Source organism: Vibrio sp. OY15 (assembly GCF_000742455.1).
Taxonomy (GTDB): domain Bacteria; phylum Pseudomonadota; class Gammaproteobacteria; order Enterobacterales; family Vibrionaceae; genus Vibrio; species Vibrio alginolyticus.
The window spans coordinates 526,428-542,647 of sequence record NZ_JPIL01000012.1; the positions used below are offsets into that span (position 1 = coordinate 526,428).

Annotated in this window: 20 protein-coding genes; 12 read left to right on the forward strand and 8 right to left on the reverse strand. The window is 43.7% G+C overall.

The features are described 5' to 3' along the window. Positions 1-288 precede the first annotated feature (288 nt). Genes coxB through IJ23_RS16425 form a run of 4 tightly spaced genes read left to right on the forward strand, consistent with a single transcriptional unit; the run spans position 289 to position 4,576 of the window. The gene (coxB, locus tag IJ23_RS16410; protein WP_017821602.1) at positions 289-1,452 is read left to right on the forward strand and encodes a cytochrome c oxidase subunit II; all 1,164 of its coding nucleotides are present in this window, start codon (positions 289-291) and stop codon (positions 1,450-1,452) included. After that, on the forward strand, positions 1,449-3,080 hold the full coding sequence (gene ctaD, locus IJ23_RS16415) for a cytochrome c oxidase subunit I (RefSeq protein WP_033906818.1): 1,632 nt from the start codon (positions 1,449-1,451) through the stop codon (positions 3,078-3,080). The genes coxB and ctaD overlap by 4 nt, the downstream gene beginning before the upstream one ends. Before the next feature lie 20 nt (positions 3,081-3,100). Beyond that, positions 3,101-3,640 (forward strand): cytochrome c oxidase assembly protein, encoded by a 540-nt coding sequence (locus IJ23_RS16420; RefSeq protein WP_005385211.1) that lies wholly within the window; start codon positions 3,101-3,103, stop codon positions 3,638-3,640. Positions 3,641-3,691: 51 nt separating this feature from the next. Then, on the forward strand, positions 3,692-4,576 hold the full coding sequence (locus tag IJ23_RS16425; protein ID WP_005385214.1) for a cytochrome c oxidase subunit 3: 885 nt from the start codon (positions 3,692-3,694) through the stop codon (positions 4,574-4,576). A 24-nt stretch (positions 4,577-4,600) separates the two neighbouring features. Here IJ23_RS16425 and IJ23_RS16430 read toward each other — a convergent pair whose 3' ends face one another. Continuing rightward, positions 4,601-4,837 (reverse strand): DUF2909 domain-containing protein, encoded by a 237-nt coding sequence (locus IJ23_RS16430; protein ID WP_005375504.1) that lies wholly within the window; start codon positions 4,835-4,837, stop codon positions 4,601-4,603. Here IJ23_RS16430 and IJ23_RS16435 point away from each other — a divergent pair. The 4 genes from IJ23_RS16435 to cyoE are packed head-to-tail and all read left to right on the forward strand — an operon-like array spanning position 4,836 to position 8,076. Further along, on the forward strand, positions 4,836-5,627 hold the full coding sequence (locus IJ23_RS16435; RefSeq protein WP_033906819.1) for an SURF1 family protein: 792 nt from the start codon (positions 4,836-4,838) through the stop codon (positions 5,625-5,627). The two genes, IJ23_RS16430 and IJ23_RS16435, sit on opposite strands and share 2 nt — an antisense overlap. Further along, a complete protein-coding gene (locus IJ23_RS16440; protein ID WP_033906820.1) occupies positions 5,617-6,153 on the forward strand; it encodes a hypothetical protein in 537 nt (178 codons plus the stop codon). The genes IJ23_RS16435 and IJ23_RS16440 overlap by 11 nt, the downstream gene beginning before the upstream one ends. 11 nt (positions 6,154-6,164) lie before the next feature. Then, complete coding sequence (locus tag IJ23_RS16445; RefSeq protein WP_033906821.1) at positions 6,165-7,184, forward strand: COX15/CtaA family protein; 1,020 nt, start codon at positions 6,165-6,167, stop codon at positions 7,182-7,184. Further along, positions 7,177-8,076 (forward strand): heme o synthase, encoded by a 900-nt coding sequence (gene cyoE / locus IJ23_RS16450; RefSeq protein WP_033906822.1) that lies wholly within the window; start codon positions 7,177-7,179, stop codon positions 8,074-8,076. The genes IJ23_RS16445 and cyoE overlap by 8 nt, the downstream gene beginning before the upstream one ends. Before the next feature lie 82 nt (positions 8,077-8,158). On the opposite strand, the gene IJ23_RS16455 is transcribed toward cyoE, so the two are convergent. After that, on the reverse strand, positions 8,159-8,632 hold the full coding sequence (locus tag IJ23_RS16455) for an FKBP-type peptidyl-prolyl cis-trans isomerase (protein WP_005375638.1): 474 nt from the start codon (positions 8,630-8,632) through the stop codon (positions 8,159-8,161). A 13-nt stretch (positions 8,633-8,645) separates the two neighbouring features. After that, positions 8,646-9,278, reverse strand: coding sequence for a thiol:disulfide interchange protein DsbA/DsbL (locus tag IJ23_RS16460; protein ID WP_005375635.1), 633 nt, complete (start codon positions 9,276-9,278; stop codon positions 8,646-8,648). 282 nt (positions 9,279-9,560) lie between these two features. Between IJ23_RS16460 and IJ23_RS16465 the strand changes: the two genes are divergently transcribed. Then, complete coding sequence (locus IJ23_RS16465) at positions 9,561-10,187, forward strand: OmpA family protein (protein WP_031777209.1); 627 nt, start codon at positions 9,561-9,563, stop codon at positions 10,185-10,187. 191 nt (positions 10,188-10,378) lie between these two features. On the opposite strand, the gene IJ23_RS16470 is transcribed toward IJ23_RS16465, so the two are convergent. The 4 genes from IJ23_RS16470 to IJ23_RS16485 form a co-directional block, all read right to left on the reverse strand. Then, positions 10,379-10,738, reverse strand: a complete 360-nt coding sequence (locus IJ23_RS16470) for a glutaredoxin family protein (RefSeq protein ID WP_005375631.1) — start codon at positions 10,736-10,738, stop codon at positions 10,379-10,381. A 111-nt stretch (positions 10,739-10,849) separates the two neighbouring features. Then, a complete protein-coding gene (locus IJ23_RS16475; RefSeq protein ID WP_033906823.1) occupies positions 10,850-11,392 on the reverse strand; it encodes a hypothetical protein in 543 nt (180 codons plus the stop codon). After that, on the reverse strand, positions 11,379-11,924 hold the full coding sequence (locus IJ23_RS16480; protein ID WP_033906824.1) for a YaeQ family protein: 546 nt from the start codon (positions 11,922-11,924) through the stop codon (positions 11,379-11,381). The genes IJ23_RS16475 and IJ23_RS16480 overlap by 14 nt, the downstream gene beginning before the upstream one ends. A gap of 89 nt (positions 11,925-12,013) precedes the next feature. Next, positions 12,014-12,223 carry a cold-shock protein gene (locus IJ23_RS16485; protein WP_005375625.1) on the reverse strand — a complete coding sequence of 70 codons (210 nt, stop codon included), beginning with the start codon at positions 12,221-12,223 and terminating at the stop codon, positions 12,014-12,016. A 365-nt stretch (positions 12,224-12,588) separates the two neighbouring features. On the opposite strand from IJ23_RS16485, the gene IJ23_RS16490 reads away from it, so the two are divergent. The 3 genes from IJ23_RS16490 to IJ23_RS16500 all read left to right on the forward strand — a co-directional run bounded on the left by IJ23_RS16490 (position 12,589) and on the right by IJ23_RS16500 (position 15,792). Further along, entirely contained in the window at positions 12,589-12,876 is a 288-nt protein-coding gene (locus IJ23_RS16490) for an alternative ribosome-rescue factor A (protein ID WP_017821594.1), read from the forward strand. A gap of 249 nt (positions 12,877-13,125) precedes the next feature. Continuing rightward, positions 13,126-14,568, forward strand: a complete 1,443-nt coding sequence (locus IJ23_RS16495; RefSeq protein ID WP_017635871.1) for a transporter substrate-binding domain-containing diguanylate cyclase — start codon at positions 13,126-13,128, stop codon at positions 14,566-14,568. 333 nt (positions 14,569-14,901) lie between these two features. Beyond that, entirely contained in the window at positions 14,902-15,792 is an 891-nt protein-coding gene (locus IJ23_RS16500; protein WP_017635872.1) for a sigma-70 family RNA polymerase sigma factor, read from the forward strand. Positions 15,793-15,818: 26 nt separating this feature from the next. Here the strand turns inward: IJ23_RS16500 and IJ23_RS16505 are convergent, their stop codons facing one another. Then, complete coding sequence (locus tag IJ23_RS16505; RefSeq protein WP_005375619.1) at positions 15,819-16,193, reverse strand: hypothetical protein; 375 nt, start codon at positions 16,191-16,193, stop codon at positions 15,819-15,821. Positions 16,194-16,220: the final 27 nt, after the last annotated feature.

Below are 16,220 nucleotides of genomic sequence, written 5' to 3' on the forward strand. Positions count from 1 at the left end.
TTCGTTTGGTAAGTATCTCAATGTTTTCTTTTAAATCAATGTAAATGGTTCTCAATTACATTTCAAAGAGGGCAATCGATAAACCGAATTAATTTTTCTTATCCGAACAAAATTTAATCATATTTAATTTCTTGAAGAACCTTGGAACTATAACTAGCCTTTTAACATAAATATAACAAACCGTGTCGAAATCGTAGTTTTTGTGATTTTTCGTAAAGTTGTTCGATATTTGCATCGGGACGCAAGGAAGCTCGCGTAGGCGCAGCGGCTGAGCAGAGGAGAGATCTTTTGAAAAGATTAACGACTACTCTAGCCTTATCACTGAATGTGATTTTAATCACATTTTCCTCTTTTGGTTGGTCAAAGGAAAATGACTACAACATGACAAAAGGGGTCACAGAGATAAGTGGGCAAGTGTATGAATTACATATGCTGATTTTCTATATCTGCTGTGTAATTGCTTTGATTGTTTTTGGTGTGATGTTCTATTCCATCTTCCGTCATCGCAAGTCAAAAGGAGCAGTTGCCGCACATTTCCATGAAAGTACAAAAGTGGAAATTATTTGGACGGTCATACCCATCATCATTCTTGTCGCTATGGCGATTCCCGCAACAAAAACTCTAGTAGCAATGGAAGATACAAGCCAATCGGATATCACGGTCAAGATCACAGGCTCGCAATGGAAATGGCATTACAGCTATTTTGGCGAAGATGTTGAGTTTTTTAGTTTGCTTGCCACCAGCCAAAAACAAATTGATGGAATCGAAGCTAAAGGCGCACATTACTTACTGGAAGTAGACAACCCTTTGGTGTTGCCTGTGAATCGCAAAGTGCGTTTTTTGATGACTTCTGATGATGTCATTCACTCTTGGTGGGTACCGGACTTTGCCGTCAAGAAAGACACCATTCCAGGTTTTATTAATGAAGCATGGACAAGAATTGATGAGCCAGGCGTATATCGCGGCCAATGTGCGGAGCTATGTGGTCGTGCACACGGATTTATGCCAGTGGTGGTGCATGCGATGGAAGAAGAAAAGTTCGATGAATGGCTAGCGAGTAAGAAGCAAGAACTCGCACTTCAAAAAGCGGCGGCACAAGAAGCGCTCTCTCAAGACTTATCTATGGACGAATTGATGTCGCAAGGCGAATCGATATACACGGCGCGTTGCGCTGTGTGTCATCAGGCAAATGGTGAGGGGATTCCGGGTGCATTTCCCGCGATTAAAGGCAGTCCTATTGCAACCGGAGATGTTACAGAGCACATAGATATTATTGTCAACGGTCGCCCTGGCACCGCAATGCAGGCTTTTTCTAATCAGTTAAGTGACAAAGAAATTGGCGCGGTTATCACATATCAACGAAATGCATGGGGCAACGATACTGGCGATACAGTGCAAGCATCCGATGTGAATGCCTTTAAGGCACAAGGCAGTGCTAAGGAGGAAATATGAGTAAGCCAATAGATAAGGCAGTGAAGTCTGCGCCAGCAGAAGCCAGTGCGAACAGTACGATTGCGATTGATGATGGTCACGAGCATCATGCACCCCAGGGCATCACTCGTTGGTTGTATTCTACAAGCCATAAAGACATAGGCACCCTCTACCTTTGGTTTAGCTTTGCGATGTTTCTAACAGGTGGTGCGATGGCTATGATCATTCGTGCCGAACTGTTCCAGCCAGGGCTACAGCTAGTCGATCCGCAGTTTTTTAATCAAATGACCACGGTACACGGTTTAGTAATGGTATTTGGTGCGGTGATGCCAGCATTTACGGGTCTTGCTAACTGGATGATCCCGATGATGATCGGCGCTCCAGATATGGCGCTGCCGCGTATGAACAACTTGAGCTTTTGGATCTTACCTTTTGCATTTCTTATTTTGTTGAGCTCGTTGTTTTTACCTGGTGGCGGTCCTGATTTTGGTTGGACGTTTTATGCTCCGCTGTCCACGACTTATGGCCCGGATAGCACTGCGCTGTTTGTATTCTCTGTTCATATCATGGGTATCAGCTCCATTATGGGCGCGATCAACGTTATCGTGACGATCGTAAATATGCGAGCTCCGGGAATGACTTGGTTCAAGTTACCAATGTTTGTTTGGACTTGGCTAATCACCGCTTTCTTGTTGATCGCGGTTATGCCGGTACTAGCGGGTGCGGTGACCATGGTTCTTACTGACAAATATTTCGGGACTAGCTTCTTTGACGCAGTTGGTGGTGGTGACCCGGTAATGTTCCAACACATCTTTTGGTTCTTTGGTCACCCAGAAGTGTACATCATGATTTTACCGTCGTTTGGAATCATCTCCGCTATTCTGCCTGCTTTCAGTGGTAAGAAGCTGTTTGGTTATCATTCGATGGTTTACGCGACGTGCAGCATTGCATTGTTATCTTTCCTTGTGTGGGCGCACCACATGTTTACCACGGGGATGCCAGTTTTTGCTGAGCTCTTCTTTATGTATTGCACTATGCTGATTGCGGTACCAACGGGGGTGAAAGTCTTTAACTGGGTTGCCACCATGTGGCGTGGAGCTCTGACATTTGAAACGCCAATGTTGTTTGCCATTGCCTTTATTGTGCTTTTTACTATTGGCGGCTTCTCGGGACTGATGTTGGCGATTGTGCCGGCGGATTTCCAATATCATGACACTTACTTCGTGGTTGCCCATTTTCATTATGTGTTGGTATCTGGTGCGGTATTCTCGATCATGGCAGCGGCATACTACTGGCTACCTAAGTGGACGGGCAATATGTACGACCACAAGCTGAGTTTATGGCATTTCTGGTGCTCAATTATTTCCGTCAATGTCCTGTTTTTCCCAATGCACTTCCTAGGCTTAGCAGGCATGCCAAGGCGCATACCGGATTACGCCATTCAGTTTGCTGATGTTAATCAAATAGTATCAATTGGTGGGTTTGCATTTGGGTTGTCACAACTGATCTTCTTATGGTTGGTGATCAAGTGTATTCGTGGCGGGGAGAAGGCTTCTGCAAAACCGTGGGAACGTGCGGAAGGTTTAGAGTGGACAGTGCCAAGCCCTGCGCCGCATCATACGTTTACTACACCGCCTAAGATTGACTAGCAAAGAGTGGGGTGAGTGACATGAAACCGAATCCATCAAACAAGAAGCTCACAGTGAAGTTGCTTTTGGCGACCCTGTTAATGTTTGGCTTCGGCTATGCACTAGTCCCACTTTATGACGTGATGTGCGACGCACTGGGAATCAATGGAAAGACAAGTGAAGTAGCCGCCATTCAACCGACAGGTATGCAACCGGACATGAGCCGAACTGTTCGCGTGGAGTTTATGGCGCATGTAAGCCCAGATATGCCTTGGGAGTTTAGGCCCAAAGTGATTTCGATGGATGTTCACCCAGGTGAAGTCGTGCAAACCGAATACCTTGCATTTAATGAAAGCGGGCAGAAGTTGGTGGGGCAAGCCGTTCCTTCTGTTTCTCCCGGGACTGGAGCTGCTTACTTCAATAAGATTGAGTGTTTTTGTTTTAACCAGCAGCCTCTGGATGGTAAACAGCAAGCTCAAATGCCGTTGATTTTTTATATCGAACCGGACTTGCCGGAGTCTATACACACGTTAACGCTGTCTTACACACTCTATAAACTTCCCCCTCCTACAGGCTCTTAGCCACTCAGGGAGAGATATACAGACCAAGGTTGGTCAGTAAGGAGAGAAATTATGAGTAACAAGCCAGGAACATATTATGTTCCCGCTCAAAGTAGCTGGCCGATCATCGGTGCATTTGCTCTGTTTTTGGTTGCTGTTGGCGCAGGCATGACCGTCCAGGGGACACAAAGTGACGGTGCAGTGGGAACCATTGGTGGCATTGTGCTAGCGGTGGGCTTCTTGTTCTTGCTTTACATGTTGGCTGGTTGGTTTAGTAATGTGATTACTGAATCACTGAGTGGAAAATACAGCTCGCAAATTACTCGTTCTTTTCGCCAAGGAATGAGCTGGTTTATCTTTTCTGAAGTGATGTTTTTTGGTGCCTTTTTTGGTGCCTTGTTCTACGCCAGAATGATTTCTGTGCCTTGGTTAGGTGGGGCAGATAATAACTTCATGACTAACGAAGTCCTGTGGCCAACCTTCGAAGCGATGTGGCCACTAACACTGACACCGGGAGGAGAAACAACACAAGCTATGCCGTGGCAGGGCATACCCCTTACCAATACTATCTTGCTGCTATTGTCGTCTATTACGCTACATATGGCGCATATAAGCCTTGAACAAGACAAAAGAACGGCACTGATTGTTTGGTTAGAGATAACCATCGTACTTGCTGGCTTTTTTCTATATTACCAAGCGGTTGAGTATGTTCATGCTTATCAAGACATAGGGCTCACGTTGCAGTCCGGTATTTACGGTAACACGTTCTTCATGTTGACGGGGTTCCACGGTTTACACGTTTGTCTTGGGACTATCTTCTTGATCGTGCTGCTGTTCAGAATCGCTAAAGATCACTTTTCGCCAAAGAACCATTTTGCCTTTCAAGCGGGCAGCTGGTATTGGCATTTCGTGGATGTGGTTTGGTTATGTCTGTTTGTGTTTGTTTACGTACTTTAGGCTCAGTGTGAACTCTTGGTTCGACTAATAAGGGCGAGGGTTTGGTGCTAGCCAACCCGAGCTGAGCGCAATAAGCAAAAGGACGACCACCAAAGCGGAGAACATGACTCGACGGCCTAAGTAATGACTCATGGGTTTGTCTCTTTTTTCAGGATTATCTGGGTCTTCACGAACCATTTCGATAAGCGCTTTTGCGAGGTTGAAGATAATGAAAAGCAGCAAAAGGACAAGCGTCAGTTTGAATAGAAATACGGTGGACATGGCACCTCCGGTTTCATCATTGTTGTTATCAAGACAATTATGGCTATCGAAACGGTTTTGGGTTGCAGTTGGTTTAACTGTGGTTGTGTTTTCTCTTTTGGTCAAACTGGGTTTTTGGCAGTTTGAGAGAGGGCAAGAAAAACAAGCATTGGAACAAGCCATTCTCGCGCGTGCGGATAGTGCGTACCGAGCACTAAGCGTCGTTCTTGAAGACAACGACTGGCGAGAGGAAAGTATCCTCGGGAAAAAAGTGGAAGTTAATGTTGTTCCTCAGGCGTTTCCCGTAATTTTGTTAGATAACCAAACGCATCAAGGCAGTGTGGGATATTTAGCATTTCAGATTGTATTGACGAGCGATGAGCCTAGTGCCTATGCGTTATTGGAGCTTGGTTTTGTCGAGGGAAGAGCAGAACGCTCAGTGTTACCAACGGTCACCAAACTCGATAATTCGACTTTCATCACAGGACGCCTGTACCGAAAATCTACTAATCCACTGAGCTCAGAGTTAATGCCGGAAGTTGGCGATGTTATTCGCGTGCAAAACCTAAACATCGCGCAATTGAATCAGCTACTGAATATTGAACTTATGCCCGCAGTCTTGCAGCCAGACAATTTAACTCGTTGGCCCTATGACTTTCCTTGGAATCCATTGCCACTCAATAGTGCCAAACATTTTGGCTATTCGATTCAATGGTTTTCGATGGCAGGTGTTTTCTTATTACTGACTTTAATTGTTTTTGTTCGTTGGCAAAAAAAGTTGCGTCACATGGAGGTGAAGCATGACATCTAAAGTAACCAAAGGACGACTAATGTTGATTGCGCTGGTTTGTACGTTCGCGCTTCCCGCTGTCATTGCAAAAGTCATTCTCACACAAGGGTGGTATCAAAGCGGAGTGACCAATAGAGGCGAGTTAGTCGAACCATACACGACGTTAGAGCAGCTTGGTCAAGAGTCACCTCTCAAAGACCATGGTTGGCAACTCGCTTATGTATTGCCTAACGAATGCACTGAACAGTGTAAACAGCAGCTTTACCTGCTTCAGCAAAGCCATGTTGCTTTAGGTAAGTATCAAGAGCGAGTAGTGCCAGTCGTTTGGCAGACTGAGCATTCAGATCCCATGGAAGTATCGATGTTAGCGATGCAAATGAATGAATTGGTTACCGCTAAAGTGAAACCTGGGCAAATGTTGATCGTTGATCCTCTTGGGCAACTGGTGATGTCTTACTCGCCGAAACCAAATGAGGACTTAGTCCTAATGAATAAAGGTATGTTGGCGGACTTACGCAAGCTCTTAAAACTGTCACGAGTCGGTTAGAGGAAGTGCATATGAAATTAATTCAGTTGGTTAGATTCAGTTTGCTCCTAACTCTCGTGGTGATCATGCTAGGGGCATATACTCGCCTTTCAGATGCAGGGTTAGGTTGCCCGGACTGGCCTGGTTGTTATGGGCACTTTTCTGTGCCGCATCAAGAAGAAGACGTCATACGTGCTAACCTGAACTTCCCCGAGCGGGCAGTAGAGCATGAGAAAGCATGGCTTGAGATGATTCATCGCTATTTTGCAGGAACGTTAGGTTTAGTCATTTTTGCGATGGCAGCGATATCAATAAGGTCTGAGCGTGTAAATTCAACCATTCCAATGTTGCTAAGCGTATTGGTGATTGGGCAGGCACTTTTGGGAATGTGGACAGTTACTCTTAAATTAATGCCCGTCATCGTGATGCTTCACTTGCTCGGTGGTTTTGTTTTATTGGCGTTACAGGCGATTTTTTACTGCCAATTAAAAGCGCAAAACAATCTCTATTTCTCTCCATCTTCTAGCTCTCTGAGAGGCTTTTCATTGTTGGTTTTCCTGGTTGTTTTGGTGCAAGTGCTCCTTGGAGGATGGACTTCGTCAAATTATGCTGCGCTGATGTGTACCACACTGCCGATTTGTGAGGGAGACTGGATGAGCCATCTCTCATGGAAAGAAGCGTTTTCTTTCTGGCAAACTGGATTCGAGAATTATGAATTTGGTGTTTTGGAGTATCCGGCAAGAATGACTATACACGTCACTCATCGTATAGGCGCTATTGTTACCGCCACCGTGGTATTGGCTTATAGTATTGGGCTTATGAGGCAAGATTCTCATCATTCACAGAGAATCGGAGGGTGGTTGTTATTCACTCTGGTGTGCCAAATTATGCTGGGTGTAAGCAACGTAGTATTTCAACTTCCTATCTATGTCGCGGTGGCACACAACCTTGGTGCCGCTGTTATGTTGAGTCTCGTTTGTGTTAGCCAGTTTTACTTGTGGCAGGGTAAAACGGCTTGGAATTACACCGCGAAAGGAGTTCGCTATGAGTAAAGAAATCGCGCTGTCGTTAAATGGGCGAAAGCGACTAAGTTCCGTTTATTTGAAGTTAACGAAACCTAAAGTGGTGGCGTTAATGTTGGTGACGGCAGTAGTAGGGATGAGCTTAGCCCCAGTTGATGATTTCCCCTGGTTTCATGCGGTAGTTGGCCTAACGGGGATTGGTCTGATGGCAGGGTCTGCGGCAGCGTTTAATCATCTAATTGACCGCCGAATTGATGCGAGAATGGCACGCACACACAAACGACCATTGCCATCGGGTGAGACAAAGCCATCATCGGTGATAGCCTTCGCTACAGTTTTAGGTGTCTTAGGGTTTGTACTTCTCTATGCGATGGTCAACCCGCTGACGGCATGGTTGACTTTGATGAGTTTGCTCGGCTATGCGATGGTATACACAATGTACCTCAAACGTGCTACGCCCCAAAATATCGTCATTGCAGGGATTGCCGGTGCGATGCCGCCTCTTCTCGGTTGGACTGCTGTAACAGGGCAATTACATGCGAATGCTTGGCTGCTCGTGATGATCATTTTTATCTGGACGCCACCACATTTTTGGGCTCTCGCTATTCATCGTGTCGAGGATTACCGCAAGGTAGATATTCCCATGCTGCCAGTGACACACGGCATTGAGTACACCAAAACTTCTATTCTGTTGTATACGGTGCTATTGACTTTGGTTTGTGTTCTACCGGTTTTGGTTGGCATGGTCGGCGTGGTGTATCTTTTTGCCTCGCTACTACTCAATGTTGGCTTTATGTACCATGCATGGAAGCTAAAATATGCACCAGAGCCAAATACCGCGATGGAGACGTTTAAATTCTCTATCTATCATCTTTTGGCGTTGTTCATTGCATTGCTTTCGGATCACTATATTGGTTTTTAACCTTTCTTAAAACAGAAAACGCCGCGTGGTTCGCGGCGTTTTTGGTTTTGATACTTTGGCTTTAAGACAAAGCTTTCTAGATTTATTGAATTTCTAGCAGTTCAACATCAAAGATCAAAACACTTGCTGGTGGAATTGGGCCAGAGCCACTCTTACCATAGCCAAGCGTGCTTGGTACGAAAAGGCGGATTTTCTCACCTTCTACCATGTATTGTAGACCTTCTTGCCAGCCTTTAATGACTTGGTTAAGACCAAATGAAATCGGCTCACCACGATTAACAGAGCTATCGAATACCGTGCCATCAATCAGGGTGCCGTGGTAGTGTACTTTTACTTTACTTGTTGCAGTTGGGTGAACCTCACCTTCGCCTTTTTCAAGAACCATGTATTGAAGGCCACTTTCTGTTGTGATGACGCCTTCTTTTTTCGCATTCTCTAGTAAGAATGCTTGGCCTTTGGCAAAGTTTTCATCTGCTACTTTATGGTTTGTCCAAGTACGGTAAATGAAAAAGCCCGCCAAAATAAAAATAATAAGAGGAAACAAAAATTTAGACACGTAATCTCCTTGTCTATTTAGGTTGTTTTAGCAAAAAGTTGATGGTTTCTGCCATGGCTTCAACGCTGTCATGACCACCAGTAATCACTTGATATTTTCCGTTTACGATAAAGGCTGGAACGGAGTTAATTTGGCCGCGAGTCGTGATCGCTTCTGCCTTAGTGATGTACTCAAACAGCGTTTTTTGCTGAGCTTCATCTAAATGGTAAGGGCTGATAAGGTTGCGAGACTCAAAGGCTTTCTCAACAGCGATTTGGCGTTCCTCAGCCGTTGCATCGGCACCCATTTGCACAGCAGTAAAAAGATCCGCCATAAACGCTTTATCTGGTGTTGATTCAAGCTGCATTACGGCAGTATAGAAGATGATGGCGCTCACTTGTGCACTTTCATTGAACGTTACATGCATTTTTTCAACGCTTTGATCGGTCAATGATTCAATTTGAGGGACAAACTCTTCCATTGAGCGGCAGTGGCCACAAGTTAAAGAGAATGCTTCAGTCAGGGGAGCTAAATCATATTCTTCAAGGGATACTGGCAAAACTTCGTATTGTTTGCCTTGCTGAGGCTGACTCTTGCCGCTATCGCATGCCGACAAAGCCATTACGGCAACAACAACAGCAAAGCCTTTCGATATGGTTTTTAACATAGTAGTGCTCTAAATGAGAAATTTGCGTTAGTTTATCGGTTAACGATAGTGACTAAAACCATTAAATAACAATAAAGTGAGACCATTGGTAACAGACTTAGCCTGACGTATGGGCTGCAAGGGTAGGGTATTTTAGTGTTGCGTTTTATTTGAGAGATGATTTTGCATTGACTCCAGTGGCATGAACGCTGCATAGACAAACCAATCGGTGGACAAAAGCGCTAAAGATTCGGCGTGTTTTGTCGACACAATGAACAAGAGTTTTTCTACGTTGGTAATGGTATGAAGCATTGGTTTTTAATTGTTTGTGGCATTCTGGCCGGGTGCAGTAGCCTCGATCAAGATATGGTCCCAGGTGGGGACATTTTAGATACAGCTCCTAAATCAAACACAGAGCTGAGACACCCAGAATGGGGATACCCGAGCGCATCCAATGTGGCTTCTTCCCCTCGTTCATATCAAACGGCGAGGGCGTCAGTAAAAAAGTCGCAAAACGTGACCTCTCTGGAAATGTTCCTGAGCAGGCATAACATTCCTCACGAGACGCTCAGTGGTGGTCACCTGATGATACGTTTGAAAGAGCAAGTGCATTTTCAAACGGGTTCTGCACGGTTATCGGCTCAATCTCAAGACTGGATTCGAAACATTGGTCACTATCTGGCTGGAAGAACTGATGTTGATGTCGTGATTGATGGTCATGCGGATAGCACGGGAGCTGAAAGCTTCAATGACACGCTATCTGAAAAGCGAGCTCGTGAAGTAGAAAAACAACTATTGGCGACGAGTATTCCACGTCAACGAGTGTTTTCTAGAGGCTTCGGAGAGTATGTACCGAAGTGCAGCAATGCGACAGCGAGTGGTAAAGCTTGCAATCGGCGCGTAGAGCTAACATTGATCGTGGATGAATAACGCAGACGTTAGGCGGTAATCTTCGTTGTGTTGTTCTCGCATACCCGTTATTTGCTTAGTGGAGTTTAAGTTCGGAGTTGAGCAAGAAGACTGAATAAGGAAAGCTCGCACGGCAACATTTAGCTAGAAAAAATAGAAAAGAGGCACCGTTAGGTGCCTCTTTTACATCCGCCAATGTTCATAGGGGGAACTTAGGCAAATTCTTTTTCAACGTAAGCGACGATGTCAGATGACTCGTATAACCACTGTGTCTCGCCATCTTTTTCGATACGAAGACAAGGGACTTTAACTCGCCCACCACCTTGCTCTAGTTCAGCTCGATGAGTCGGGTTATTTTTTGCATCACGTAGCTCAATGTTCACCGATTGACGCTTCATTGCACGGCGGACCTTTACGCAAAAAGGGCAGGCTTCAAATTGGTAAAGTGCGTATTGTTTCGCTTTTTCATCAATACGTTGCTGTTCTTCTGCGGTGCGCTTAATACCACGAGGTGAGAACACCGCGTTCAGCAATAAGATAACCTTGCCTAAAATCCAACGGATAAACTTCATAATGATCCCTTGATGTTCATTGGGTAATTGTCCTTTAAGAATGCAATCATGATGCTTGTTGCACTGAACGTGAAGTCTATCAGTTGTTTGAAATGGATAAAACCATGTATTTTATGCGGAAAATAGACGTTTAAACCAACCCCAAAAGCCACTTGCTGAAGCCGGACGGGCTTCTTTACCTTGATAAAAACTTTGCATGAGTTCGGTTCTGAATGCATCAACGTCCATGCGTTTTATGACAAGCTCATGCTGCAATGTATTTTGAGTCTGCTCGGCATGATCGTGCGCCAAGCTGAAATCCATATTTAAATAGCCTTGCGTGTATAACCAAAGGTGGGTGACTAAGATTAGGTCTTCAGCAGATTGGTTTGTAAACTTATCCGCGTGCTCATTACCCAAGGAGTCAGTCAGAACTTGCTGCATACGCTGGGTAGAGTGAGCATTTTGCTCGTAGTTAGCACTTGCTTCAATATGTGATTTGGTCAAAAGGCCAAGCAGGTGAAGAGTAGGTGCTGTTGAGGGTTTGTTCTCACAAACTTTTGTAAATAGTTGTGACTGTTCTTTTAACCAACGTCGCTTTGCTGCTTTATGTTCTTTAACAAAGGGGATTTCTTCAAATCCCATCTCTTGACTCAGTTCACTAAGAGACGTCATGGTTTTTTAGTTCCTTCACCGTTACTTCGATATGTTGATCATTGATATCAACAAAAATTGAGCTGCCAGTAATCATAACAGAAAGGTTAGTACCTCGGTCAAGATGCTGACAAATCAAGTCGATAGCGTCATAGTCAAAGCTCTCTACGTTGACGGGAAGCATTGAGAACTTTCCTGACATTTTGTCCCACCAGACAGCCGCTTTGGTGTTATAAGTGTAAACTTTTACATGCTTTGCGAGGCGAGAAGCTTTCTTAATTCTGTCTGGTTCTGGTTCGCCAATTTCAATCCAGTGAGTAATGCTTTGATCATCGCCAACATGCCATAAATCAGGCTCTTCAATCGTAGAGAGTCCTTTTGTAAACTCTAGATTGCTTTGAGCATTTAAACAGTAAGCTAGAATGCGAGCCAACATTCGTTGCGGCTTTTCAGAAGGGTGAAGGGCGATAGTTAGATTTTTAGAATCGTAATAGTCATTATTCATATTGGAAATGGCGATACGAAATTTGTAAATGGTTGGTTTAAGAGCCATAGATTTATATCGTTTTGTTGGCAAAATAAGTTTTAGGCAAAAAAATAGCCAGCTTTAAAAGCTGGCTATCGTATCAAATTCTTTAAGAATTAAAGTACTTTGATTTGCTCTGCTTGAGGGCCTTTTTGGCCTTGAGAGATAACAAATTCTACTTTCTGGCCTTCAACTAGAGTACGGAAGCCGTCACCAGTGATTGCAGAGAAGTGAGCAAATACGTCAGGACCGTTTTCTTGTTGAATGAAACCGAAGCCTTTAGTTTCGTTGAACCACTTAACTGTGCCAGTAGCTGTGTTAGACATGTCTATTTCCTAAATATCTAAATAATGTAATCTTTCGCCTCAACGGCGCTTATAGCGTGGAAAAATAAATTGCTATTGCGTACCACAGGACGACGGGTTACAAGTAATCCAACGAAATGTGAAAACAAAGAACTTTCTTTCTAGCCGTGTTTGAGTCTAGGTTAATTCCACGAAGAGTCAACATATATTAGTGCTTTATGGACAAATATTTGTATTTAGTCACTATTTAACCAGCATGTTTTTGATTAAATTTCAAATAAATGACGGTGATGTGAAGTTTTTTAGCATAAAATTCAACTAAATCTATAAATTTGACTTATTTATATAATTATTGTCCAATCTGGTTCGACCATTAAGGAGGATTTATGGCAAAGCGTAAAATCAGTCCTCAACCGAGTGGCTCACAACATGAGACCGACTTCGGCAGAGGTGAAATCAAAGACAACGCGTTAAAAGCGGTTGTTACCAGTCAGCTGTTCCAAACACGAGTCGTTAAAGCGAAAAAAGGTAAAGGTAGCTTCAGCCGTAAAATGAAGCATAGAGGCAAAGAGCCCTATTCAAAGTTCTCCCCAAGGTGGATTTTGAATAGGGCTTTTTTATTGGTACTAGGTGTTTGCAAAACTGATGATATTCAATTTTTTAGTACCAGATAAGTTATTCCTAATTTATCATGTACTGCTTCAACTGCTTCAACTGCTTCAACTGCTTCAACTGCTTCAACTGCTTCAACTGCTTCAACTGCTTCAGCGAACCAGGCGTTGAAAGTACCAATTAAGTACTAAAACTTACTAAGTTAGATTCATATCAATAAGCGTCACTTCCTGTCTTATGCAACTCTACTATATCTTTAGTCTAATCAAACAGCCGAGATTATGGTTTAAAAAGACTGGTGAGAAGTAGGTATGTCATCGACGAGTTATGGTACTTATGGTTGCAAATGTAAAAAAGCGTGTGCTTCTTTATTACTACTGTGGCTGTCCATTTGTCCGATGGCGCATGCGCACAAATCAGAGTCTCATTCTTTAATTGTTGCTAACTCCAAAGCGTGGAAGCCGTTCTCTTACCTTAGCCCAGATGGTGAACCTAAAGGTATTTTAATCGACTTTTGGAAAGAGTACGCGGCGAACAACCAAATTGACGTTCAGTTTCTCCTTTTGGATTGGGATGCTTCTTTGCAAGCCGTAAAAGAGGGTAAGGCTGACTTTCACGGAGGACTTGTCTACTCGCCCGAAAGAGCGAAGTATATGGACTTTGGCGCCGTCATAATGCCTATCCAAACCAAATTGTACGTAAATAAAGATGTACTTTCGGTTGATATCAGGAGTGTTTTAACTGGCGAAATGACGCTGCCAATTGGCGTTGTTAAAGGAAGTTACGAGTCTGAGTTTGTTCAGACGAATTATCCGAATGCACCTATCGCAGAATACATTAACAATGATTCGATGATACAAGCCGCCGTCGATAAAAAGGTGCTGTACTTTGTTGCAGACCTGCAAGTTGCTAACTTTTATATGGCAACCACGCCGGGAGCGGGTATGTTTGTCCCGACAATTAGCTTATATAGTAAAGATCTTCGGATTGCAGCAGGAATGCACAGTGCAACTTCCATTTTAGAGGTATCAAGAGCGTTTGAAAAAGTCATCGATACGGACCGTGAGCGGATCCTCACCCGTTGGAGTGTGGTGAAAACGGTTTATCCACTTTATCTTTTCCCTATTGCTATTTTCATTATGGCGGTTGCAACGCTTTATCATATTTTTGCCCTCAAACGTATGGTTGCTCTTCGGACAAGGCAATTAACGATTGCCAATCAGCAATTGCTAGAGATGACGTTGACGGATTCTCTCACAAAGCTATACAACCGTAGACACCTGATTGAGCAATTGGCGCTACTGAATCATTTGAAGCGAAACTTAACGGTGATGGTGTTTGATATTGATGATTTTAAATCAATCAATGATCGATATGGCCACCTTGCTGGAGACCGAGCAATAGTTGCCATCGCAGAAGCCGCTAAGTCGATGACTGATGACCGAATGACATTGGCGAGAATTGGAGGAGAAGAGTTCGCACTCGTTACGTCGTCTCTGTCAGAGCGAGAAGCACTCAATTTTGCGAATATGCTTTGTAAAGCCGTTTACGATCAGCCTGTTATACTGGGCGGACAAGCAATTCATTTGAGTATCAGTTTGGGCTGTGCTTACTATCCTGAGTTTACCCACATCGTGAGCTTGCAAGATGCTGACGAGTTGATGTATCAAGGTAAGTCTGAAGGAAAGAATCGTGCAGTTTTCCAAGTCATAACAGACTGTCAGCTTCAACCTGCGCTTCGTCAAGTGAATTAGGTCTCGCTAATTCAACTGATACTTCAAAGCATCCTCAAGCCTCAAAGGTTTAGTCAGAGTAACGTGGTAAGCGTTGACGACCACGTTGCGTTGTTTTCTTTGAGGCCAATTTGCGTACAAATACTATCACTTTCATATATATAAACCCCCGCCTGCTCACGTTTTTATCATAGAAGCAGTAATTGTTTTAAAGTGATAAGTGATTTCTTGGTAAAGATCAGAACCCCTGTCTACACTCAGTGTAAAGTAATGCATATAAAGCATGATGCATACAGTGTTGTACAAAAACAATTAAAGAAGATAAGAAATAAGTTGGCTTGAGAAGGACGGGGAATGAACAACGAATGCTTTGCTAGGTTCCGAGCTGTCACGGATGAACTGTCAATGAAAGAATCGTTGTCAGTTGGGAAAGACCCTTATGCTCACTATCTCAAAGATATTGTGGGGATTGATTTGTTGTCTCGTGAAGAGGAGTTGCATTACGCCAAACTTAATCGAGCTGGTGATGAAGAAGCGCGCGAAATGTTGATTGAGTCTAATCTTCGACTTGTTGTGAAAATCGCAAAAGGTTACCTCAAACGGCCAGGTAATAACTTTACTCTGCTCGATTTAATAGAAGAAGGTAACATTGGTTTGATAAAAGCGGTCGATAAGTTCGATCCTGAGCCAGGCTACCGTTTTTCTACTTATGCGGTATGGTGGATTCGCGAGAATATAGAAGCGGCATTAATGAACAATGGCCGCACGGTACGTTTACCTGCTCATGTGTGCAAAGAGATAAATAGCCTGGCTTTAAAAAAGCTAGATGCGTCAAAAAGTGAGAGCAAGGAGTTGTCTATTTCTGAACTCTCACGCTGCTCAGGGGTGAAAGCAGAACGTATAGATGAACTTGTTGCTCTAAGTGGTTTTATTGATGTATCGACCACTGCGGACCTACATCGTGTTCCATTTGTTCTTGAACTGTGTGAAAGTGAGTACACGCCAGATCCACAACAAGACTGTGAAAACCAGTGCTTTACTCAAGCCATTGAAAATATTATTAAAACTTTGCCAACTAAGTTGCAGAAAGTCTTGATCCATCGATTCGGATTATTTGACCAGAGAGTGAAAACCTTGTCGGAAATAGGCCTGTTATTAAACGTATCTAACGAGCGTGTTCGTCAGATGCAGATAGAGGCGGTTGAACGCGTGCAGAAACGTCTCCGATTCGATGGTTGGGTTTGAGATTTTTAGCCCCTTATCCTAGCTGATTAATTTACTGGCTTGCTACTCTGTTCTTCCGTAAGTAACAGCAGCTCAAGCTGTGCTTTAGCTGCTGCCTCCAATCTCCATACACTCAATAATCGGTTAAGTGCTGCGCGATAAGTACGACTTTTGAGTAAAAAAGCGAGCGTACTTGTGTAGTTGTTTACGACTTGCGCTTGTGTCTCGACCAAAGCAGTTTTGTTTTCGATGTCGATGTGTTGAAGGTTAAAGTCAGGAAGAAACGCACACTCATACCATACCTCTACAATTTCACGAATTTCGAGTTCTTCTTCAGGCACGTCGAAGTCTTGTAACTGGTAGTTTTCTGGTATCGTTGATAAATAAACCACATCCAATTTGTCTGCAACAAATGTATACATCGGATTCCTTAGTGTACGCGCTTACAG